The organism is Methylobacterium sp. AC832 (assembly GCF_979256025.1).
The window spans coordinates 163443-185295 of the sequence record NZ_CEEDMV010000004.1; the positions used below are offsets into that span (position 1 = coordinate 163443).

Annotated in this window: 21 protein-coding genes, 2 tRNA genes and 1 pseudogene; 19 read left to right on the forward strand and 5 right to left on the reverse strand. The window is 66.7% G+C overall.

Annotation, left to right across the window (positions count from 1 at the left end):
- Position 1 precedes the first annotated feature (1 nt).
- The 17 genes from AC0IXR_RS15435 to AC0IXR_RS15515 all read left to right on the forward strand — a co-directional run bounded on the left by AC0IXR_RS15435 (position 2) and on the right by AC0IXR_RS15515 (position 16258).
- On the forward strand, positions 2-3355 hold the full coding sequence (locus AC0IXR_RS15435; protein ID WP_471761376.1) for a helicase-related protein: 3354 nt from the start codon (positions 2-4) through the stop codon (positions 3353-3355).
- 22 nt (positions 3356-3377) lie between these two features.
- Positions 3378-3674, forward strand: a complete 297-nt coding sequence (locus AC0IXR_RS15440) for an RNA-binding S4 domain-containing protein (protein WP_461222047.1) — start codon at positions 3378-3380, stop codon at positions 3672-3674.
- A 236-nt stretch (positions 3675-3910) separates the two neighbouring features.
- The gene (gene fdxA, locus AC0IXR_RS15445) at positions 3911-4249 is read left to right on the forward strand and encodes a ferredoxin FdxA (RefSeq protein WP_311276481.1); all 339 of its coding nucleotides are present in this window, start codon (positions 3911-3913) and stop codon (positions 4247-4249) included.
- A 622-nt stretch (positions 4250-4871) separates the two neighbouring features.
- On the forward strand, positions 4872-5474 hold the full coding sequence (locus AC0IXR_RS15450) for a CarD family transcriptional regulator (RefSeq protein WP_056422526.1): 603 nt from the start codon (positions 4872-4874) through the stop codon (positions 5472-5474).
- A gap of 286 nt (positions 5475-5760) precedes the next feature.
- Positions 5761-6633 (forward strand): RNA polymerase factor sigma-32, encoded by an 873-nt coding sequence (locus tag AC0IXR_RS15455; RefSeq protein ID WP_056422529.1) that lies wholly within the window; start codon positions 5761-5763, stop codon positions 6631-6633.
- Between the two features lie 107 nt (positions 6634-6740).
- The gene (locus AC0IXR_RS15460) at positions 6741-6980 is read left to right on the forward strand and encodes a hypothetical protein (RefSeq protein WP_471761377.1); all 240 of its coding nucleotides are present in this window, start codon (positions 6741-6743) and stop codon (positions 6978-6980) included.
- Positions 6981-7036: 56 nt separating this feature from the next.
- A complete protein-coding gene (locus AC0IXR_RS15465) occupies positions 7037-7807 on the forward strand; it encodes a 4'-phosphopantetheinyl transferase family protein (RefSeq protein WP_471761378.1) in 771 nt (256 codons plus the stop codon).
- A 75-nt stretch (positions 7808-7882) separates the two neighbouring features.
- Positions 7883-7959 (forward strand) — tRNA-Pro (locus AC0IXR_RS15470).
- Between the two features lie 652 nt (positions 7960-8611).
- Entirely contained in the window at positions 8612-10576 is a 1965-nt protein-coding gene (goxA, locus tag AC0IXR_RS15475; protein ID WP_471761379.1) for a CTQ-dependent glycine oxidase GoxA, read from the forward strand.
- An 11-nt stretch (positions 10577-10587) separates the two neighbouring features.
- The gene (locus AC0IXR_RS15480; RefSeq protein WP_471761380.1) at positions 10588-11658 is read left to right on the forward strand and encodes an NAD(P)/FAD-dependent oxidoreductase; all 1071 of its coding nucleotides are present in this window, start codon (positions 10588-10590) and stop codon (positions 11656-11658) included.
- Positions 11659-11674: 16 nt separating this feature from the next.
- A complete protein-coding gene (locus tag AC0IXR_RS15485) occupies positions 11675-12151 on the forward strand; it encodes a RidA family protein (protein ID WP_207411039.1) in 477 nt (158 codons plus the stop codon).
- Positions 12152-12300: 149 nt separating this feature from the next.
- Positions 12301-12618 carry a hypothetical protein gene (locus tag AC0IXR_RS15490; protein WP_471761581.1) on the forward strand — a complete coding sequence of 106 codons (318 nt, stop codon included), beginning with the start codon at positions 12301-12303 and terminating at the stop codon, positions 12616-12618.
- 454 nt (positions 12619-13072) lie between these two features.
- Entirely contained in the window at positions 13073-13285 is a 213-nt protein-coding gene (locus AC0IXR_RS15495) for a hypothetical protein (protein WP_471761381.1), read from the forward strand.
- Between the two features lie 289 nt (positions 13286-13574).
- Entirely contained in the window at positions 13575-14339 is a 765-nt protein-coding gene (locus tag AC0IXR_RS15500; RefSeq protein ID WP_419953121.1) for a histidine phosphatase family protein, read from the forward strand.
- Complete coding sequence (locus AC0IXR_RS15505) at positions 14339-15241, forward strand: NAD(P)H-hydrate dehydratase (protein WP_471761382.1); 903 nt, start codon at positions 14339-14341, stop codon at positions 15239-15241. Before AC0IXR_RS15500 ends, AC0IXR_RS15505 begins: the two co-directional genes overlap by 1 nt.
- 213 nt (positions 15242-15454) lie before the next feature.
- On the forward strand, positions 15455-16009 hold the full coding sequence (locus tag AC0IXR_RS15510; protein ID WP_419953123.1) for a YciE/YciF ferroxidase family protein: 555 nt from the start codon (positions 15455-15457) through the stop codon (positions 16007-16009).
- A gap of 12 nt (positions 16010-16021) precedes the next feature.
- Positions 16022-16258 carry a DUF2171 domain-containing protein gene (locus tag AC0IXR_RS15515; protein WP_056422565.1) on the forward strand — a complete coding sequence of 79 codons (237 nt, stop codon included), beginning with the start codon at positions 16022-16024 and terminating at the stop codon, positions 16256-16258.
- Positions 16259-16645: 387 nt separating this feature from the next.
- Here the strand turns inward: AC0IXR_RS15515 and AC0IXR_RS15520 are convergent.
- Positions 16646-16824: pseudogene (locus AC0IXR_RS15520) on the reverse strand (IS630 family transposase); the annotation flags it as partial.
- Between the two features lie 309 nt (positions 16825-17133).
- Positions 17134-17580, reverse strand: coding sequence for a hypothetical protein (locus tag AC0IXR_RS15525; RefSeq protein WP_471761383.1), 447 nt, complete (start codon positions 17578-17580; stop codon positions 17134-17136).
- Between the two features lie 145 nt (positions 17581-17725).
- On the opposite strand from AC0IXR_RS15525, the gene AC0IXR_RS15530 reads away from it, so the two are divergent.
- A complete protein-coding gene (locus AC0IXR_RS15530) occupies positions 17726-17959 on the forward strand; it encodes a hypothetical protein (protein ID WP_471761384.1) in 234 nt (77 codons plus the stop codon).
- 202 nt (positions 17960-18161) lie between these two features.
- On the opposite strand, the gene AC0IXR_RS15535 is transcribed toward AC0IXR_RS15530, so the two are convergent.
- The 3 genes from AC0IXR_RS15535 to AC0IXR_RS15545 all read right to left on the reverse strand — a co-directional run bounded on the left by AC0IXR_RS15535 (position 18162) and on the right by AC0IXR_RS15545 (position 20723).
- Positions 18162-18728, reverse strand: coding sequence for a metallophosphoesterase (locus AC0IXR_RS15535; protein WP_471761385.1), 567 nt, complete (start codon positions 18726-18728; stop codon positions 18162-18164).
- Between the two features lie 241 nt (positions 18729-18969).
- Positions 18970-19045: transfer RNA gene (locus tag AC0IXR_RS15540), tRNA-Lys, on the reverse strand.
- Between the two features lie 103 nt (positions 19046-19148).
- Positions 19149-20723, reverse strand: coding sequence for a 2-isopropylmalate synthase (locus AC0IXR_RS15545; protein ID WP_461221913.1), 1575 nt, complete (start codon positions 20721-20723; stop codon positions 19149-19151).
- Positions 20724-21234: 511 nt separating this feature from the next.
- On the opposite strand from AC0IXR_RS15545, the gene AC0IXR_RS15550 reads away from it, so the two are divergent.
- Complete coding sequence (locus AC0IXR_RS15550; protein ID WP_471761387.1) at positions 21235-21720, forward strand: SRPBCC family protein; 486 nt, start codon at positions 21235-21237, stop codon at positions 21718-21720.
- The last annotated feature ends 133 nt before the right edge of the window (positions 21721-21853 follow it).

The following is a 21853-nucleotide window of genomic DNA, read 5'->3' on the forward strand; positions in this document are numbered from 1 at the left end:
CATGACGCGCCGCTCCCTCCCCCCGCAGGCCCGCTCACGCGGCGTCACGGCGGTGCTCGGGCCGACCAATACCGGCAAGACCCATCTCGCCATCGAGCGGATGCTCGCGCATCCGACGGGGATGATCGGCCTGCCCCTGCGGCTTCTGGCGCGGGAGGTCTACCTGCGCGTCGTCGCGCGGGTGGGGGTCGAGCAGGTCGCCCTCGTCACCGGCGAGGAGAAGATCAAGCCGGACCGGCCGCGCTACTGGATCTCCACCATCGAGGCGATGCCGCGCGACCTCGACGTCGCCTTCGTGGCCATCGACGAAATCCAGCTTGCCGCCGACATGGACCGCGGCTACGTCTTCACCGACCGCCTGCTGCACCAGCGCGGGCGCGAGGAGACGCTGCTGATCGGCTCCTCCACCATGCTGCCCCTGGTGCAGTCGCTGATTCCCGGTGTGCACACCACCACCCGCCCGCGCCTGTCGAAGCTCACCTTCGCGGGCGAGAAGAAGCTCGGGCGCCTGCCCCGGCGCACGGCCATCGTCGCCTTCTCGGCGGAGGAGGTCTACGCCATCGCCGAGCTGATCCGGCGCCAGCGCGGCGGGGCCGCCGTGGTGCTCGGTGCGCTGTCTCCGCGCACCCGCAACGCCCAGGTGGAGCTCTACCAATCGGGCGATGTCGATTATCTCATCGCCACCGACGCGGTGGGGATGGGCCTCAACCTCGATGTGGACCACGTCGCCTTCGCGGCGAACTGGAAATACGACGGCACGCGCTTCCGCAGGCTGACGCCCCCGGAGATGGGGCAGATCGCGGGACGGGCCGGACGCCACCTCTCGGACGGCACCTTCGGCTCCACGGGGCGCTGCGCCCCGTTCGAGCCCGAGATGATCGAGGCCCTGGAGAACCACGATTTCGAGCCGGTGCGCGTGCTGCAATGGCGCAACCCCGATCTCGACTTCTCCTCGCTGAAGGCCCTTCAGGAAAGCCTGGACGAGCATCCGAACGAGAAGGGACTGACCCGCGCGCCCATGGGCGAGGACCAGTCGGCCCTCGAAATCCTGATGCGCGAGGACGACATCCGCGACATCGCCACCAATCCGACGGTGGTGCGACGCCTGTGGGATACCTGCGGCGTGCCCGATTACCGCAAGGTCCACCCCCAGACCCATGCGGATCTCGTCGCCCAGCTGTTCCGATTCCTCATGCGGGGCATGGCCGGGCGCATCCCCAACGACTGGTTCGCCAAGCACGTGGCGATGATCGACCGCACCGACGGCGACATCGACGCCCTGTCCCAGCGCATCGCCCAGGGGCGAACCTGGACCTTCGTCGCGAACCGTCCGGACTGGCTGATTGATCCGGTGCATTGGCAGGGCGAGACGCGTCGGGTAGAGGACAGGCTGTCTGACGCCCTGCACGAGCGCCTTGCGAGCCGTTTCGTCGATCGGCGCACTAGCGTCCTGATGCGGCGCCTGAGAGAGAATACGATGTTGGAAGCTGAGATCACCGCCGGCGGGGACGTTACCGTCGAGGGCCAGCATGTCGGCCATCTGCACGGGTTTCAGTTCGTTGCCGACCCGGGCGCGGAAGGCCACGAGGCCAAGACCCTGCGCAGCGCCGCCGAAAAGGCGCTGGGCGGCGAGATCGAGGCGCGCGCCGAGCGCTTCTCGGCCGCGGCGGATTCGTCCCTGGTCCTGTCCCATGACGGCATCATCCGCTGGACCGGAGACCCGGTCGCCAAGCTGACGCCGGGCGACAAGCTGTTCGAGCCGCATGTGCGGCTGCTCGCCGACGAGCAGCTGACCGGCCCGGCCCGCGACAAGGTCGAGGCCCGGCTGGTCGCCTGGTTGAAGGCCTATGTGGTCCGGCTCCTCGGTCCGCTGATCGAGATCGAGACCGCCGCCGACCTCGTCGGCCTGTCGAAGGGCATCGGCTACCAGGTCGTGGAATCCCTCGGCGTGCTGGAGCGCGCCAAGGTGATGCACGAGATGCGCACCCTCGATCAGGAGGGCCGTGGCGCGCTGCGCCGTCACGGGGTCCGCTTCGGCGCCTATCACATCTTCCTGCCGGCCCTGCTGAAGCCGGCACCCCGGACCCTCGCCGCCCAGCTCTGGGCGCTGAAGAACGGCGGCCTCGACCAGCGCGGCCTCGACGAGATCGCGCATCTGGCCGGCTCCGGCCGGACCTCGATCAAGGTCGATCCCGAGATCGCCAAGGGTCTCTACCGCGCCGCCGGCTTCCGGGTCTGTGGCGAGCGCGCCGTGCGCGTCGACATCCTGGAGCGTCTGGCCGACCTGATCCGCCCGGCCGTCACCTACCGCCCCGGCACCACGCCGGGCGAGGCGCCCGCCGGCACCGCCGATGGCGACGCCTTCGTCGCCACCGTGGGCATGACCTCGCTGGTCGGCTGTTCGGGCGAGGATTTCGGCTCGATCCTGAAATCCCTCGGCTATGCACCTGAAACCCGCCCCGGCCCGGCGATCACCGTGCCGCTTCTTCCGGCCGCGTCGACCCGCCCCATCGCACCCGCAGCCGCATCGACCGACGACGCGGTGACGGCGTCCGAGGAGGCCGGACCCGCGACCGAAGACGAGGCCAAGCCGGACGCCGAGACGCCTTCGGAAGGCGAGACGGCTTCTCAAGACGGGACGACCACCGAAGACGAGACCTCGCCCGACACGGCCGAGCCCGTGGCGGAAGGCGTGCCCGACCCCGAGACGGTGTCCTCCGAGGCCGCACCCGCGGAGGACGAGCCGGCACCGGCAGCCGAAGCTCCGGTCGATGCCGCAGAGGAACCCGAGGCGGCCCCCGTCCCCGTGGCGGAATCCGCAGCCCTCGCCGGCATCGAGCCGGAAACGGCCGAGACGGCCTCTCCTGATGCGGCCGAGGGCGAAACGCCCGTGGAATCCGCCCCGGCCGAGCCGGTGATGGTCGAGGTCTGGCGCCTGCAGCGGCATCAGCGCAGCTCCGCTCCGCGGCAGAACCGCCCGCGCGGCGGTCGCGATAACGCTCAGGCGGGCGATCGTGGTCCCGGCGAAGGCCGCCAGGACCGTCGCCCCGCTCATGCCGGCGGCCCGGACGGCGCACAGCGCAACCGTGGCGGCCAGGGCGAGCGGAGCGGACAAGGCGAGAGGCAGGATGGTGGGCGTCGCGATGGCGGCCGGCCGGATGGCGGGCGTCCGCCGCGTCGCGAGCGTTTCGAGCCCGGCCGGGTCCGGCCCGAGCGTCGGGATGAGGGTCGTTCCGCCGCACCGCAGGAACAGCGTCCGCAGCGGCGCGAACGGGCTCCGGATCCGGATTCGCCCTTCGCCAAGCTGGCCGCCCTCAAGGCCCAGCTCGAAGCCGGCGACGGCGGCAAGCGCTGAACCGGGAATCTGAAGAGGGCGGATGAAGCCGGGGCGTCAGCGTCTCGACAAATGGCTCTGGTTCACCCGCTTCGCGCGGAGCCGCTCTCTTGCCGCCGCCTTGGTGGAGGACGGCTTCGTACGGGTGAACGGGACGCGCATCGACAACCCCGCCAAGGGGATCGCCATCGGTGACGTGGTGACGGTCGCCGCCGCCCATGGGACGGCGGCGGTGAGGGTGGTCGATCTCGGAGAGCGGCGCGGTCCCGCGCCGGAGGCGCAACGGCTCTATGCCGACCTGTCGGCGGGCCGGAACGCCGTGCCCGATGATCAGGACTGATTGTTGCCGCGAAGACCGAGCGGCGGGAGTGTGTCCCGGTAACATCGCCCGAGCGGCCATGATGCGGCCACTGCTTGTCAGCCCCGGTGGCAGGGGCTAGAGCCGTGCGGAAATAGTGAGGCCTCGCGCGACCCACGGGCGCGTTAACGAGGCCGTGCAAGGGCCGGGTCTAGGATCGCGCCCGAACGGGCCGAGGTGGTTGACTCGCCCGACCATGGATTGAGGCTGAAGGGCACATGACCTACGTCGTCACCGACAATTGCATCAAGTGCAAGTACATGGACTGCGTGGAAGTCTGCCCCGTGGATTGCTTCTACGAGGGCGAGAACATGCTCGTCATCCATCCCGACGAGTGCATCGATTGCGGCGTTTGCGAGCCGGAATGCCCCGCCGAGGCGATCAAGCCCGACACAGAGCCGAGCCTGGAGACCTGGCTGAAGCTCAATGCCGATTACGCGCGGAGCTGGCCCAATATCACGCAGAAGAAGGACGCGCCTTCGGATGCGAAGGACTGGGACGGCGTCAGCGGCAAGTTCGAGGCTCATTTCTCCGCCTCGCCGGGCAAGGGCGACTAGGCCGGCTCCCGAGCAGGCGATATCGAGCGAAGGCTCCACCCGGATGGCGTCTCGCAGGTTTTGGTCCGCGCGTTAGTGAATCGCGCGCCTGCCCGCGATCATGCGTCCGGCCATGTCGGATTTCGGCGGATCGCATGCGCCTCATGACGTCGCAGGCGGTCGTGCAACCCACCGCCTGAGGCCGTTGCGATCGCGCTCTCCGCACGGGACCGGCTCCCTGCGGATATCCCTCCGGCAGATCGCTCACGCATGCCCTGCGTCGGCAATCCTTTGATTCGGTGCCCGGTTTGTGGTACATCAAGGGTCTGCCGTCGTTCGTGCCTGACGTGCTGCCTTTGGCCACCCAAGCGGTGGTTTCCAAACCTTTCGACAGAGTCGGCATCCCATTCCATTGGGACGCTACCTTTCCGAGACGAGGCGGCATGTGATCGACCGCTGGAGGCGCATGCGCTTCCCGCGGCACCGGTCGCATGGTGTGGATGATCGGCTAGCCTGGGACCCGCCCGGCCGATGCATGCTGCATCGATGGCCGGCGGACAAGAGGCTCAAGCCGGGTCACCCACCCCGGGAATGAAGGTTCGGCGCGATTCGACCCGCGCGATGTTCTGGAGGCGCTTCTCGCATGACCACAGCCAAGAAGACGACGGCAGGCCGCCAAGGCTTCAAGACCGGCGAAGCGGTGGTGTACCCAGCTCATGGCGTCGGCCGCATCACTGCGATCGAAGAGCAGGAAATCGCCGGCTACAAGCTCGAGCTTTTCGTCGTCTCTTTCGAGAAGGACAAGATGGTCCTGCGCGTTCCGACCGCGAAGGCCAACAGCGTCGGCATGCGTAAGCTCGCCGAGCCCGAGCTTGTCAAGAAGGCCCTCGACGTTCTGACCGGCCGCGCCCGGATCAAGCGCACCATGTGGTCGCGCCGCGCCCAGGAATACGAGGCCAAGATCAATTCCGGCGACCTGCTGTCGGTGACCGAAGTGGTCCGCGACCTCTACCGGTCGGAGGCTCAGCCGGAACAATCCTACAGCGAGCGCCAGCTCTACGAGGCCGCCCTCGACCGCGTGTTGCGCGAGATCTCGTCGGTGAACCGCATCACCGAGACCGAGGCACTCAAGCTGATCGAGCAGAGCCTCGCCAAGTCGCCCCGCCGCGCCAAGGGCGAGGCGGAAGCCGAGGGCGATGCCGAGACGGATGGCGACAGCGACGAGATCCGAGAAGAGGCCGCCTGAGCGGCCCGCCGATCCCAGACGGATCCGTTCGACGATCGGGCCCGGCGCACCAGCGCCGGGCCTTTTTCTTTATCGGCACTGCGTCGGCCGGCTGCTCCGATGCGCCGCAGGGTCACGCCCCCCCTGTCAGCCCCGGCCTGCGGAACTATCCACGCAACGGCTCCGTTGTTCGGTGCCTGGGCGATGCCCCCGGGCTGGTGCCCTCGCTTTCTGGACCATTGGGGTCGATCGACCCCGAACGTCCGTCGCGGCGCGCACACGCAACGGACGAAAGGCGGAGGCGGGAATGGCGGATATCGCGGGGATACGGCGACAGTTCATTCGTACGGCCATGGAGGCGCCCTTCCTGGCGCGGGACGAGGAACGCGGTCTCGCCGTCCGCTGGAAGGATGAGCGCGACGAACACGCTCTCCATCGCCTGATTTCGGCGCATATGCGTCTCGTCATCGCCATCGCGGGACGGTTCCGGCATTACGGTCTGCCGATGGCCGACCTCGTCCAGGAAGGCCATGTCGGCCTCATGGAAGCGGCGGCCCGGTTCGAGCCGGAGCGGGAGGTCCGTTTCTCCACCTATGCGACCTGGTGGATCAGAGCCTCGATCCAGGATTATATCCTTCGCAACTGGTCCATCGTCCGCGGCGGCACGAGTTCCGCCCAGAAGGCGCTGTTCTTCAATTTGCGCCGCCTGCGCGCCCGGTTGATGCAATCCACCGAAGAGCATGTGGGCGACGAGATCCATCGCCGCATCGCCACGGCCATCGGCGTCTCCCGCGAAGATGTGGCCTTGATGGACGCGCGACTGTCCGGGCCGGACATGTCCCTGAACGCTCCGGTGGGCGAGGAAAGCGAAGCCTCATCCGAACGGATGGACTTTCTGGTGGACGGTTCCGACCTTCCCGACGAGACGGTCTCCGCCTCGGTGGATGGCGAGCGCAGGCTCACCTGGCTCAACGAGGCGCTCACCGTCCTGTCCGAGCGCGAGTTGCGGATCCTCCGCGAGCGCCGGCTGACGGAAGACCAGGCCACCCTCGAAGCCCTCGGCCGCCGGCTCGGGATTTCGAAGGAGCGCGTGCGCCAGATCGAGAACCGCGCCCTGGAGAAGCTGCGCCGTGCCCTGGCGGAGCGTTTTCCACAGAGTGCCGGTAACGTGTATGTCTGACCGGATGTCGCTTGCCGCCTGACCCAGTGCGCTGCACATTAACGCTTCGGCATCCCGTCTGTGGGAAGCCGGGGCGTGATGGCACGTAGACGGGCAGGTCGACAGAGATGGACGTCGCGACACAGAGGCCTCTCCTCACCCTCGCGATGATTCTCGCCTTGAGCGTCGCGCTCGTCGGAATCATCGCCGTCAGGCACAGCCTGTCCTGGCTGGCCGCCGCCGGGACATTCTACGGCATCGTCGCTCTCTGTCAGATCGCCTATCTCACCCTCGTCGTCGCCTTCACGCGGGATGGAGCGCCTGAGCGACCTATGCCGGGCGCGTCCAGGCCGCCCTCGATCCGATAGCCCCACGATGGCATCGGGAACGATGACATCGGGCAGCACGGCATCGAGCCGCTAAAGTGGCCGTCGACTTTCACCACACGCGTTCGGGGAACCGGGCATCGGATCGAGCCCGCTCCGTCGGGTCTGTCACGGTCTGGGATGTCGATCTGACCCTCTCGGACGAGCATCGCGCACGCTGCCGGGATCTCCTCTCCGATGACGAGAAGGCTCGCGCGGACCGATTCGTGCGCGATGTGGATCGATGGCGCTTCGAGGCCAGCCATGCGGCCCTGCGCCTCACCCTCGGCCATCGTCTCGGAGCGGACCCGCGCGGCATCGTCTTCAGCGTGGATCCGTCGGGAAAGCCGTATCTGGCGGGGGCGGCAGCCGGAGCATGCCGTTTCAGCCTGTCGCATTCCGGCAGCCGCGCCCTGATCGGCCTTTCCTCCTCCGCCGAGATCGGCGTCGACGTGGAAGAGGGGCGCCCGATGCCCGATCTCCTTCGCATTGCCCGCGCCCATTTCGCCGGATGCGAGATCGCAGCCCTGGAAGCGCTGGAGCCGGTCGAGCTGACGGCGGCGTTCTTCGCCTGCTGGACGCGCAAGGAGGCCGTGGCGAAAGCGACCGGCCAGGGCCTCTCTCTGCGCCTCGACAGCTTCGCCGTCTCCGTCACGCCGGACGCGGCGGAGCTGCTGGCCATGCCGGGCGGGACGAAGGAGTGGAGCCTGCACGCACTCCCCGCCGCGCCGGGCTATTCCGCGGCCCTCGCCATCCGGGCGGCGGATATCGGTTGCCTGTACCAGGCCCTCCCGCCCGACTGGCCCACCGGGCGGGCAGCCATATGGTAACAAGGTCGATGATGACGCTTGCGGCTCCGCGTCGGCCTCGCTATACGTCCGCTCGCCGGTGGTGACGCCGGCCGTCGGAGTGTAGCGCAGTCTGGTAGCGCACCACGTTCGGGACGTGGGGGTCGCAGGTTCAAATCCTGCCACTCCGACCAAATTTCCCGAGAGCTTGCAGTCTCTTACTGCTCCCCCAAAATCCAAGCCTTACATGGACCGCTTCGCGGACCGAATGATCCGCGTCGGGTTCCGCGTGACGTTGTCCGCCTTCGGATGCCGCGTGCCCGCGAGGCTGCTCGATGGTCGGAGACGCCTCTTGGAAACCCGTATTCGGTGACCGGCCCAGATCGCCCCGGTGATTCAGGTATGCGGCGAGGCGTGGCGGGCGGGATCTCACCAGCCATGACGTGCTTTCCACCCTCGAGTCGTCGTCGATCGTCTGGGCCATTCGGGGGCGAGCGACGCGCCGGGATGAGCCTCGCTTCCAACGCTAGGCAAAGAGACCCGTCGACGGCGGCCCCGCCCTCGACGCCTTCGCCGGCTGCGCCCTCCACCCTGATCCTGAACATGTCCACGTAGAGAAGGACGAGATCGAGCGCGAGCTTCGACCGTTGCTGCATCGCTCCATGGTCAGGAAACAGCAGCCAGGACCGATACTTGGATAGCCCAACAAGGGACTCTCGGACCTGAGTCTAGAGGAGCTTCAGGACAAGCAGAGGCAACTCAATGTTAAGGGCATCTGCGCTATGTCCCAGACGAGACACAGACCGGTCGAGACGTGTCTGTCGTTGGTATAAGCGAGATAGCGCCTTGAAACGTCGGGATTTCCTCATCGGGGCGTCCGCCCTTGGCTTGGCCTCCTCGTCCTTCGCGAAGGCCGCCGTATCGCCGCTTCAGGCGCCGGCGGCGGCGCCCGCGGGAGCCCGGATCGCCCGGGTCGCCATACATCCGGCGATCGGCTTTTCCCGGGTCGGCAATTCAGACGCCTGGTTTCCCGCACCCGAGGTGCCGGGCCTCCTCGACGAGCCGGAGGGCGGCTTCAAGGATTCCGAAGGGCGCATCAAGAAGCAGGTTCAGCGGTTCCGCCTCTATGGCTACGACGAGGAAGGCCGTGTGGTGCGCGAACTCGACGCGTCCAAGGGCGTCCGCTGGAGCGTCCACGTGGCCAACACCAAGGCGGCCTGGTACGGGTTCATCAACGCGCTCGATCAGGGGCCGGCGGCGCCCGGCATTCCCGGCACCCAGCGCAATCCCCTGGTCCTGGCCGACCGGCGCGACGATCTCCTGGTGATCGCCCCCGGCATCGTCGAGATCGGCGGCATCTCCGCCAATGCGGCGGGCAAGGATCCGGCCTGCCGCATGCAGGGTCGGTTCTGGAACACCCTCGATGTCGATCTCGGCCACCTGCGCACAGACGACAACGGCCGCCTGCTGGTCTTTGCCGCCAACGGCATCTCGCGCACGGCCCTGCCGCAGAACCCGGTGCGCGACTTCACCAACAACGACGGCTGGCACGACGATTGGTGCGACGGCTGGGTACAGGCCAGGGTCGAGATCGACGGCGCCTCCGTACCCTGCGAACCGGCCTGGATCGTCTGCTGCGGTCCGAAATTCGCGCCCCAGCTCGAACCCATCGTCACCCTCTACGACGCCGCCCGCGAAGCGATGGTCGAGCTCGGCCATCTGAAGGCCCCCTCCGATACCGTCTCGTTCCGGCGCGACGTGCTGCCGATCCTGCGCCGGGCCGGCACCATGCAATGGGTGGCCACCTCCTCGTTCCTCGGCGCGGCCTGGAACCAGATCGGCGACCTCTCCAGTCCGGCGCTCATCGCCAAGCTGGCGCGTCCCCATGAAGAGGGCCGCGCGATGCGGCAGAACGTTCTCCAGGCCTTCCGCCGTCCGGGCGGCGAGGACCAGCGGGCCGCCGCCATGCCGATCATGCTGGGCGACGGGGTGAATTACCCGGAGAGCCAGCGCACCTGGCTCACCCTCACGCCGACCCAGTACCGTCAGCTCGAACTCTGGGCGGACGGAAAATTCGCCGACGATTACGAAGACGCCGCCGCCGATTCCGTCACGCGCCTCGACGACCTGCCGCTCGCCCTCCGGCCGGAGGCCCTCACCCGCGCCGCGCTCGATGCCTGCTCGGGCGGAGCCTTCCACCCCGGGGTCGAGATCACGTGGCCGATCCGTCACGCCGCCCTCTATCGCGGCCGTGACGAGACGAAGCTGCCCTTCCGCATCAAGATCTCGGATCGACCGGGCCTGATCCAGGATCTCGGCCTGCAGCTCAATGCCACCAACGTGTTCGCGGGCAATCCCGCCAAGCCGCGCGAAGGGGCTCCCATCGGCCCGCAGGCCCCCGGCGACCTGACCCGCTGGATGGGTGTGCCGTGGCAGGGCGACGCTTTCAGCTGTCAGGCGGTTCTGACCGCCTCGGGCTTCCCCACCCCGGTCTGGTGGCCCGCGCTGCTTCCGGTGGATGTCCTACCGGAGACTTTCTACGAGCACGTCATGCGCACCGATCTCAGCGACGAGGAGCGTTTGCGCTTCTACCATGCGCGGGTGCCGTGGGCGCGGGGCGCGGCCGGTATCGGGCTTCACGTGGAGGCGGGCTACACCGATGGCCTGCGCCGTATGATCGAGCTGTGGACCCGCATGGGTGTTCTCGTCCGCCGCCCCGGCCCCAAGGGCCTGACCGGCGTGCCGGAAGTGATCTACGTGGAGACCCAGCGCGGCTCCATGGACATCGCAGCCCCGTTCCCCCGCCGCTGAGCGCGCGGCGCGTGGACCGTATCGTGGTCGTCGGGGCGGGAGTCGCCGGCCTGTCCGCAGCCCGGCGTCTCGCCCTCGCCGGACATTCTCCCCTCCTCGTCGCGCCGGATCGCGTCGTGCCCAGCCGGGGGGAAACGCTCTCCGCCACGGCAGCTTCGTTTCTGGACGGGCTCGGCTGGTCCGCCCTGATCGACGGCGACACCGCCATGGCCAGTCAAGGGCGCTTCTCGATCTGGGGTGACAGCGCCCTGCGCAGAGCGTCCGGGTACGAGCACGGCGCCCATATCGACCGCTCCCTCCTCGAAGGACGGATGGCGGCGTCTCTGGCTGAGCGCGGGGTCGAGCGCCTGGCGGAGGCCGTGGTCGGCCTGGAGCATCTTCCCCGCGGCGTCCGCATCGGCTTGGCCGACGGGCAATGGCTCGATGCGGCGGCGGTGATCGATGCGAGCGGCCGGGCCGCGCTCTCGGCTGGACCGACCGCCCACCGGCGGCGCCTCGACCGGCTCGTCTGCGCCTATCAGGTGCACGACGTGTCCGATGATGCCGAGCTTGCCGCCGCGACCCTGGTGGAGGCGGTGGAGTTGGGCTGGTGGTACATGGCGCCGATGCCGGGCCGGCGCATGATGATCGGCCTCTTCACAGATTCCGATCTTCTGCCCGCCGGGGCGGCGAAGGATGGCAAGCTCTGGGCGGATGCGGCCAGGGAAACCATCGCCATCGCCGCCCGTCTGGAGAGCCTCGGGCTCGACACCGCCTGTGCCTCGCTGTCTCCCCAAGTTGCGCCGGCAGCCTCGATCGTGCCGACCCACCTGGTCGAGGGGCATGTCCTGCGCTCGGGCGACGCGGCGGCCTCCCTCGATCCGCTCGGGGCGAACGGCCTCGCGACGGCGCTCTGGAGCGGCATCCAGGCCGCGGAGGCCGCGCTGGCCCTCATCGCCGACGATCCGGCTCCGGCACTCGCCTACGAGCGCGCCTTTCTCGAAGGCATCGCGCATCACCTCTCCGGGCAGCGGACCCTCTACGCCGCCGAGCGACGCTTTACCGACGCTCCCTTCTGGTCCCGCCGGCATGCTTTCCCCTGAATCCGAGGATGATTCCATGAGACCCGTTTTTCGCTCCCTGCTCACCGCGCTTCTCGCGGTGCTCGTTCCCGTCGCGGCTTGCGCCGACGAGACACGCCGCGTCGAGATCCTCGCTCCGAACGCAGAGACGATCACCCCCAGCGGCACCTGGAGCATCGGCGCACGGGCGGGAGATTTCGTGTTCATCGGCGGGATGCGCGGTGTCGACCGGACCACCGGCGAACTCATCGAGGGCGAGGAGGCTCGTATCCGTCGCATGTTCGACAACATGCTCGCCGCCGCCGCGGTGGCGGGTGCAACGAAGTCCGATGCCGTTCGCCTGACGGTGTTCGTCACGGACGTCGCCCGGCTGCGTCCGATCGTCAACAAAGTACAGAAAGACATCTGGGGCGACGGCCCATATCCACCCCGCACCGTGCTCGAGGTTCCCCGCCTCGACCAGAACGACATCGCCGAGATCGACGGCACCTTCTACCGACCCATCGTCAAATGACGACATTCCGGCGGTGGCCGTAAGGCGCGGTCGACCCTTTCGATCAAACTCATGAGAACGCTGGAGCTGCGCCCGATCTCATCGACATCGTCATCGATGCCGGCGGCACCCAGACGGGCGGCGACGGCGATGACACGCTGCGAGGCGGCATCGGTGGGGATACCCTCAATGGGGGGGCCGGAAACGACACCATGATCGCTGGCCGCGACGTGGTCCAAGACTTTGATATTGCCGAAGGTGATAGACTTGACTTCAGTGTGATAGATGCAGAGCGCAACGTTGCAGGCAACCAGAGCTTTGACTTTATTGGAACCAACACCTTCTCGGGCGAGGCCGGCGAACTGCGCTTCAGGTTCGGCGGCGGAAACACTTTGGTCCAGGGTGACACCAACGGCGATGGAGCGGCCGACTTCGCCGTCCTCCTCAAGGGCCATCAAGTCCTCGACAGCGGATCCTTCATCGTCTGATGGTCCGAGCCTCCGAGAATGACCAGGGAAGGGCGAGGGGCCGGCGGCTCTCCGTCCTTCTTCAACGATCTCGGAGCGTCATCACGCTCCAGAGAACAGGTGTACGATTACAATCGTCGCCGGCATCGATGTCGATCATGAGATGTTCCTGCTTCATGCTCCCGAGACACAGCGATGTCGGATCCCGGTAATCTTTGGCATTCTGCGCTTGACGCTGGTATACCAGAGGGCACATGGTGTGAGTGCTCCTCGTGAGGAGCCTTCCTATGAGCAAAACTTTACCCGCCCGGCGTGAGCCGAGGCGGGTTTTTTCGTCGCTCCGCAACCCGCGACGCACTCGGCCGTTGGCGAACCGGGAAAGGGCGCTGCCTGCGCACGGTTCCGTCGCCACCGGCGAGGAGGCGGGAATCCGGCCTCCGCGCCCCCTCCCCTCTCCCTGGAACCGAGGCGTGCCGTGAACGACAACGAACATGCCGTCTACGCCATCGCCCCGGAACTCGGCGGCTGGACGGTCTACGACACGAAGACCCTGGAGCCCGCCATGGTGGACGGCATTCGACAGGTCGGATTGTGCCGTGATGCCGCTCACGCCCTCGCCGGCAGCCTGAACGCCATGGAACGGACGGTGGCCGGATCGTCGATCCCCCTTCCCGATGAAGAACCATAGGGTTTCCGAACCCGGGCTCTCGAGGGCAAGGCCCACACGTGGCTTGCCGCTTCGGAACCCGAGGCGACCACGAGCTCAGACAAGGTTCGATCATGTGCAGGCCGAGCGCCATGCGGCTTTTCTTGTCTCCGTTTCCGTCATGAAGCGTCATCGAGGCAGCGATCCCGACAAGTCGACGCAGTCTATTCCACCCGAATTCCTGGGGCCGCGTCACAGAGACAGAGCGAGCATTGCCGAACCCGGAGGATATCGCGGACGTTAGGCAACGACATCGGAATAGGATCCGCGAATGGGACAATGCTGGCCGAACCGTATCTGGATCGTTCGCCACGGTGAGAGCGCCGGCAACGTCGCGAGCGAGGCCGCGCATGGGGCCAATCGTGCGCGGATCGATATCGCCGAGCGCGACGTCGACGTCCCCTTGAGCCGACGGGGCGAGGAACAGGCCGACGCGCTGGGCCGATGGTTCGCGACGCTTCCCCCAGATGAGCGGCCGGAGACGGTGCTGACCTCGCCCTATAGGCGGGCGCGGCAGACCGCTTCCCGCATCCGCGCCGCAAGCGGCTTGGCGCATGAGGCGCCGGAGGATCTCGTCGATGAGCGGCTCCGCGAGAAGGAGCTCGGCATCCTCGACCGCCTGACCCGCTCGGGCGTCGAACAGCTGCATCCCGAACAGGCCGAGATGCGCCGGCGCCTGGGTAAATTCTATCACCGGCCACCGTCCGGCGAGAGCTGGTGCGACGTCATCCTGCGCCTCAGGAGCGCGCTCGACACGGTGTCCCTGCATCACGGTGAGAAGCGCGTCCTCATCGTCGCGCATCAGGTCGTGGTTCTATGCCTGCGCTATCTGCTGGAGGAGATGACCGAGGCGGAGATTCTCGCCATCGATGCCGCTGGCGACGTCGTGAACTGCTCCGTCACGGAATACAGCTTCCAGCCTGAGGAGAAGACGACGGGTAAGCTGAGGCTGGAACGCTACAATTTCGTGGCGCCCCTGTTCGAGGCGGGCGCACCCGTCACCTCCGAACCCGACGCGAACGTGGCGGCCCGGTGATGGAAACGCAGAGCCTCACCCTCGCCCGGCTCCGGACGCTTCGGCTTCCCATCCCCCATGAGGGCAGCAAGGACGAACGCGGCAGCGCCTTCGTCCTCGGCGGCTCCACGGAAGTGCCCGGGGCCGCCCTCCTGGCAGGGGTCGCGGCTCTCAGGGCCGGCGCGGGCAAGCTGAAGATCGCCACCGTCCGCAGCGTGGCCATCCCCCTGGCCCTCGCGATTCCCGAAGCCATGGTCGTCGGCCTGCCGGAAACGCCATCGGGCGGCGTCGAGGCCCAGGGCGCCCTCGATCGGCTGCTGGCGGTGACGAAGGGCTGCGATGCCATCCTGATCGGACCCGGCATGGTCGAGGATGAGGCAACGACCGCTCTGACGATGGCTTTGCTGAAGCAGCACTCGTCCGCCGCCTTCATCCTCGATGCCGCTGCCATCTGTGGGCTCGGTGCCCACGCGGCCGACATCCGCGCTTTCGGAAGCCGGGCCGTCATCACGCCCCATGCCGGTGAGATGGCCCAGTTGCTGGATCGCAGCCGTGAAGAGATCGAGGCCGATCCGTTGCGCGCGGCCGTCGACGCAGCGGCTTCGCTGCAGGTCGTCGTGGTGATGAAGGGTGCCAAGACCTGGATCGTGGATCCGCAGGGCGCGCACTGGTTCTACGAAGGCGGCGGCATCGGCTTGGCGACGTCCGGTTCCGGCGATGCCCTGGCGGGCCTCGTGGTCGGGCTCCTCGCCCGAGGGGCTGCTCCCCTCACCGCGGCCCTCTGGGGGGTGTATCTGCATGGCGAAGCGGGATATCGCCTTGCCGCCGATATCGGCCCGCTGGGTTTCCTCGCGCGGGAGATTTCCGGCCTCGCCCCCGGACTGCTTCAGGAGACAACGGCCGATTCTGCCTCGGCGCCTTGAAGCCATCCGCCGGCGTGGCTCGACCGGGCGTCGGCGGGGGAGCCAGGCTGGCGGCGAAAGGTTCCCCGCACGGCAGCGCTCTTCATAGTTTTCCCCGAAATCCCGACGTTTCTTTTTTGGGACCCGCAAGGCAACGCGAGCGTTCATAGGAGACGGACAGCGCTGCGACGCGTCGGTATCAAATAAGACATTCGACAAAGTGGGATGGTATCTATGGCTGCCAAGCAGAAAACCTTGCACGATGCGTTCTATGAGACTCTCAAGGACGTCTATTACGCTGAGAGACAATCCGTTCGCGCTCTGAAGAAGTCGGCCAAGGCCGCCGAGCATGACGAGTTGCGTCAGGCGTTCGAGACCCATGCCGAGGAAAGCGCCGTGCAGGTCGAGCGCCTCCAGCAGGTGTTCGAGATCATCGGCAAGTCCGCACGCTCGAAGACCTGTGAGGCCATGCAGGGCCTGACCGCCGAGATGGAAGAAGATCTCGAGGATTTCGGCGGCAGCCCGGCGGCGGATGCGGTCCTGATCGGCTGCGCCCAAGCGGTCGAGCACTACGAAATCGCGCGCTACGGCACCCTGAAGACCTGGGCGAGCCAGCTCGGCTACGAGGATGCCGCCAAGCTCCTCGACGAGACCCTTCAGGAGGAGAAGAAGACCGACGAGCTCCTGACGCAGATCGCACAGAGCATCAATGTCGAAGGGTCGGACGAGGCTCCGGCCGAGGACGAGGCGGCCCCCCGGAAGAAGAGCGCCAAGGCCAAGGCCGAATAAGGAGTTCCGATCATGGTCGATCCTAGCAAGATCCAGGACCATATGCCGGTCATCGGTTCGGATGGCGGGCATGTGGGCACGGTGGATCATCTCGATGGGCAGCGCATCAAGCTCACCCGGACCGATCCCGAGGCCAAGGGTCAGCACCACTTCATCCATGTCGACTCCATCGACACGGTGGAGGACGGCACGGTGAAGCTGAACCGAACCACCGCCCAAGCCAAGGACGAATGGGGCACGGCGGAATAAGGCCGAGGCTCTGGCAGACGTCCGAAGGGGTTGCCATCACGGCAACCCCTTTTCGTCTCGATCAGGGAACATTTCGGGGCGGGAAGCCCACCGGTGAAGAGATCCTCGAAAGAAATGGAGGCGCAGGGTTGCCTGCCCCTCGGTGGACAACCTCGGGACCAAGGTGCCGTTGCGGGCTCCGTGAACGCCGGGCTGGGTAATGGCCTCAGTGCCTCCGCCGTTTGGGAGGTGCTCACAACGCAAGGTCACCTTCGACGGGCATGGCCGTCGCGATAAGGAACTGTTCGCTGGCGAATTCTGCACACACGCCATTCAGGGGGGCGGGATGATGCACCTCACCGGCCGGATTGCTGTCCTGGCCGTGCGGTCCTTCGGTTCGGGCGATTAGGCCGGCAAGTAGAGCAGACGGGCGCCTGCCGCCCAATGGTCGCGCCACTGCCGCTGACCTTGTGGGCGGTCAGGTTGTCGAGCACGACCGTGTCACCGTGCTTCAAGGTCGGCACCAGGGTCTCTTCGACGTAGCGGCGGAAGCAGATCCCGGTGATCGGTCCGTCCAGGAGCGGCGTATCGAGGATCAGGCTAATGAACGCGGACTCGGTCGGCTGATCGGAGCAACCGGCGAACGGTTCGACCCTCCGCAGCACACGGTATTCGCCTCCGCTCTCCAGCACGCATGCAATGCGTGCCGAACGGGTTGCGTCACCTCGACCGTTTCCTCGCCTTCAAGCTCACCGTCGCGTGGCCTTTCAAGGCCGTGACCTGCTCGTAGATAGACACGGTTGCGTTGGCTCAACGCGACGAGCCGAGCCTCGGTGCCCGATGGAGACAGCACGTGTCAGGGCTCGGGACACCAAAGGCAGACAGGCCAGGCGATCCTACGGCTTGACCGCAGCCTTCTTCGACGGCTCCGCCGGTTTGATGCTGCCTGTCTCCGATACCCGATCCCGAGCCTGCTCGACGCGCTTCCTGGAAGCGGCAGCTGCGCGCTGAGAGCTGGCAAGCTGGCCTTTGGCTGCGTCGCGAGCCGACACAGCTTGGCTGAGTTCCTCTCGAGCAGAGGCGAGCTTACCTTGCCACTCACGCAAGAGTTCGCCGTTTGCCTGCTCCAGCTCTTTTTGCCGGTCGACCAACCCGTTTCGCTCTGTCTGCAAGAGGCTGACCTGATTCGTCAGATCGCGGTTGAGCGAAGCTTTGTTCGCGAATGCACCCCATCCTGCCAGAGCGTAAACTCCCAGGATCAGATTGAGCGCGACAGTCCGTGTCGGCGTCCAAGCAAAGAGCAGCTGGAGTTTCCAGCGTAGCAGTTCGAGCATGCGAGGCATGGCCGTTTGACTCCCATCTCAACTGGGCGGACCCCAATGGTCCGAACTGCTGATCGATTGAGTAAGAGAGGATGCCCGCTCAGCGTTAATGCTTGCTTACGAAGGGGCACCGGTCGGTCGTGGATGTACGACGAGGTCGCCATCGATGAACGCCACGCTGAAAGAGGTTGAAGGTCCCGATCCCGATTGGCCGAAACGGGTTGGGGCGAAATCACTCACGCTTGCCGTCATGGTATCGGCGGGGCAGGCGAGTGCCGTTCCGCCGCTGTCGTGGAGCTTGGTCCGGATCAAATACGCCTGCGCGCCGTTTGATGGAGAGAGGAGCCGTGCCATGACCCTTTCCCCATTCAATAAAGCTCGACCTCGTCCGACTGCCTGACGGTCGGGTCGGAGCCATCGTTGGCGTCTGGAACCTCGGCGAAGCCTACGAGGTCGATGTCGGCGGCGTTCGTGAGACTTGGTCGACCGACGACCTTACGCCGACGGCCTGACCCCCGACGGCTGGCACATCCGCAAACGCGGTGCCTCCGTGCGGAGACACAGGTGGATTTTTCGCGCCGAGACGTCAGCGTCGGGGCTGATCATATGGTCCGAGTCTCATTCTGCCGTTGAAGTTCTTCCGGGACAGCGTGAGCCTGGTTCTGGCGGGTTATGAGTTCGCCGACACCGACGGGTCGGTAGCCCCATGCATCGACGCCGACATCGCATGAGAAGCGGGTGTCGGGCAGTGAACCATGTGTGTGGCCATACAGGTGCCGCGTCCCGCGCCACAGGCCGGGCCAGGCGCGATGCGCGTAATGTGCGAGAAACAGCCGCCATTCCGTGCCATCGGCATCGCTTACAGTGATCCGCGCAGTTTCCTGCGGCGGTTTCACCCACGGCAATTCAAGAACCCGATTGGTGTCGTGATTGCCGCGGATCAGTCGCTTTCGGCCTCTCAGGCCCTCGAAGATCTCCGCGCAGCGCCCCCGGCTCGCTCCGGCTGCGAAATCGCCGAGATGCCAAACGTCGTCGTCCGTGCCGACAACGTTGTTCCAACCCTCGATCAGAGCCGCATCGTGATCATCGAGTGATCCGAACGCCCCTCCACGCTGACGCAGGATGTGAGCATCCCCGAAATGGGTGTCTGAGGTGAAGAAAGTAGCCATACGGATCCGACGGCGCCGCATGCTTCAGGCAGCGACCTGCCATTCAAACCCATCCGACTCAGCTTGGATCGACCCGACTCGAAAAATTGTAGGGTGGTACGAACTCACCGCGCTCACGCGTTTCCGTTCGCTCAACACAAGCTTCGAAACATAAGGAGGGGCGCTGCAACGAACCGGTAGCTACGTGGTCGCCAGGGCTTTTCAGGAAGCCAGCAATCAGCAGCTACGTCATTGAAATAATTGGTGGGTGCACAAGGGTTCGAACCTTGGACCCGCTGATTAAGAGTCAGCTGCTCTACCAACTGAGCTATGCACCCATTGCCTTTCGGCAATCGCGGCGGCCACCAAAACCCGCTGCGACGAGGGGGCTGATAGCAAAGGCCCCGGAGGGTGTCCACCCCCGGGGCTTCATTTTCCCGGCTAAACCGATGCGGCGTGCTGGGCGTGGAGGCGGACCGCCGTCGCCGAGAGCTTGTTCAAGGCCGAGAGATAGGCGCGGGCCGAAGCCACGAGCGTATCGGGATCGGCGCCCCGCGCCGTCACGCTGCGGTCGCCGGCCTTGAGGCGGACGGAGACCTCGGCCTGGGCGTCGGTGCCCTCGGTCACGGCGTCGACCTTGTAGAGTTCGAGCTGCGCCTCATGCGGGACCAGGGCCTGGATCGCGTTGAACACCGCGTCCACAGGGCCATTGCCGTCGGCCTCCTCGGTGACGATGCGGTCGTCGATGGCGAGCTTCATCGTCGCGCGCTGGGGGCCTCGCGTCCCCGCGATGACCGAGAGCGAGACGAGGCGGATGCGGTCATGGGCCGTGGCGAGGTTCTGATCGACCAGGGCCTCGATATCCTCGTCGTAGACGTGCTTCTTGCGGTCGGCGAGCGCCTTGAACCGGTCGAACACGTCCTGCAGCTGATTGTCGGCGAGATGCAGGCCGAGCTCCTCCAGCTTCGAGCGGAAGGCCGCGCGGCCCGAATGCTTGCCCATCACCAGCGACGTCTTGGCGACACCGACGGAGGCCGGGGTCATGATCTCGTAGGTCTCGGTATGCTTGAGCATGCCATCCTGGTGGATGCCGCTTTCATGCGCGAAGGCGTTCCGGCCGACGATGGCCTTGTTGTACTGCACGGGGAAGTTCGTCGCGTGGGAGACGAGCTTTGAGGCGCGGGTGAGCATCGTGGTCTCGATGCCGGTCTCGTAGGGCATCACGTCGCCACGGGTGCGGATCGCCATGACGATCTCCTCGAGCGCGGCGTTGCCCGCGCGCTCGCCGATCCCGTTCACCGTGCACTCCACCTGCCGGGCGCCGCCCTCGACACCGGCCAGCGAATTGGCGATGGCCAGACCGAGATCGTCGTGGCAATGGACCGAGAAGATCGCCTTGTCGGCATTCGGCACCCGCTCGCGCACCTGGCGGAACATGCTGCGGTACTCGTCCGGCGTCGCGTAGCCCACGGTGTCGGGCAGGTTGATCGTGGTCGCGCCCGAGCGGATCGCCGCCTCGACGCAGCGGCACAGGTAGTCGATCGGCGTACGCGTCGCGTCCATGGCCGACCATTCCACGTCCTCGACGAGGTCGCGGGCCTGCGCCACGGTCTTGAGGATGATCTCGATCACCTCGTCCTGGGATTTGCGCATCTGGTGGGCGAGGTGGATCGGCGAGGTCGAGACGAAGGTATGGATGCGGCCGCGCCGGGCGAGGCGGACGGCTTCGCCGGCCCGCGCGATATCGGCGGGAATGGCGCGGGCGAGGCCGGCGATGGTGGCGCGCTTCGCGCGACGGGCGATCTCGGAGACGGCCTCGAAATCGCCGATCGAAGCGATGGGGAAGCCCGCCTCGATGATGTCGACCCCCATTGCGTCGAGGAGTTCGGCGACGGCGAGCTTCTCGTCCAGGGTCATGGTGGCGCCGGGGCATTGCTCGCCGTCGCGCAGGGTGGTGTCGAAGATGAGGACCCTGTCCTTCGGAGAGGCCGCGGTTGGGGCGATGATGTCGGTCATGGCGTGTCGTCCTGTCGGAGGCGCGGTCGCTTCGGGACGCGGCGCCTTTTAAACCCATCGATCGGCTCGACCGGACTTTTCGGAGTCACGGCCGCGAAACGATCCCCTGAGTGCCCAGGCGCAGGCGCCCGGCCGGCCCTCAGGGGCGGATAAGGAGGAGAAGGCCGGTGGAAAGAGCACCAGGGCGCGCAGAACCGCGCGCGGCCGTGAAGGCAGCGTCGGCGATGTCCTGCGTGGAGCCGGCGGTGGCCAAGGCTCGTCTCTCCCGAATGGCGTGACAGGCGCGCGAAGCACGCGGTCAGGCGGTTACGTAACCCCCGGCGCTTCCGTTGACAAGGATCGCACTGCGACCGCCCCGACCGGTGTCAAATCTTCGTGGGCTTGACTCGGAGCCATTGCCCCGGCCCGGTTCGCGACCAGCCTTACCCCTATCCGCTCGCTGCTCTTTGCACGGTGGCAAGGCGCGGACCCATCCGCGCTTATAAATCAACCGGAAGGAAACCCCTCTCTCATGTCGCGCACCTTCATGCGTCGCCTCGCTCTGCCGGGTCTGGTCCTCATCGCCGGCACCGCTCCGGGCTTCGCCATCGACCTCACCAAGACCATCGACATCGCGGCTCCGCCGGCCAAGGTCTGGTCGACGATCGGCGATTTCTGCGGCATCGGCACCTGGCACCCGGCCATCGCCAAATGCGAGCCCTCCTCCAAGGGAAGCACGATGCTGCGCACCCTCAGCCTCAAGGGTGGCGGCGCCATCGTCGAATCGCAGACGGCACGCGACGACACGGCGATGCGCTACACCTACGCCATCGTCGAGAGCCCGCTGCCGGTCTCCGATTACTCCTCCACCCTCGCGGTGAGCCCGAAAGGGTCCGGCTCGACGGTGACGTGGACGGGAACCTTCAAGGCGAAGGGCGTCCCGGATACGGTCGCGGCCGATGCCATCACGGGAATCTACGAATCCGGTCTCGCGGCGATCGCCGAGAAGGCAAAATGACCCGCCGACACAAGATTGGAATATGACGACATGGGATCGTCGCCGGAGCCCAGGCCCGGCGATTGACCAGCGGGTTGCGTGAGGGCAAGAACTTGCCCGAAGAGCGAGATTCCGGCGCAGCGGCCACGCTGCG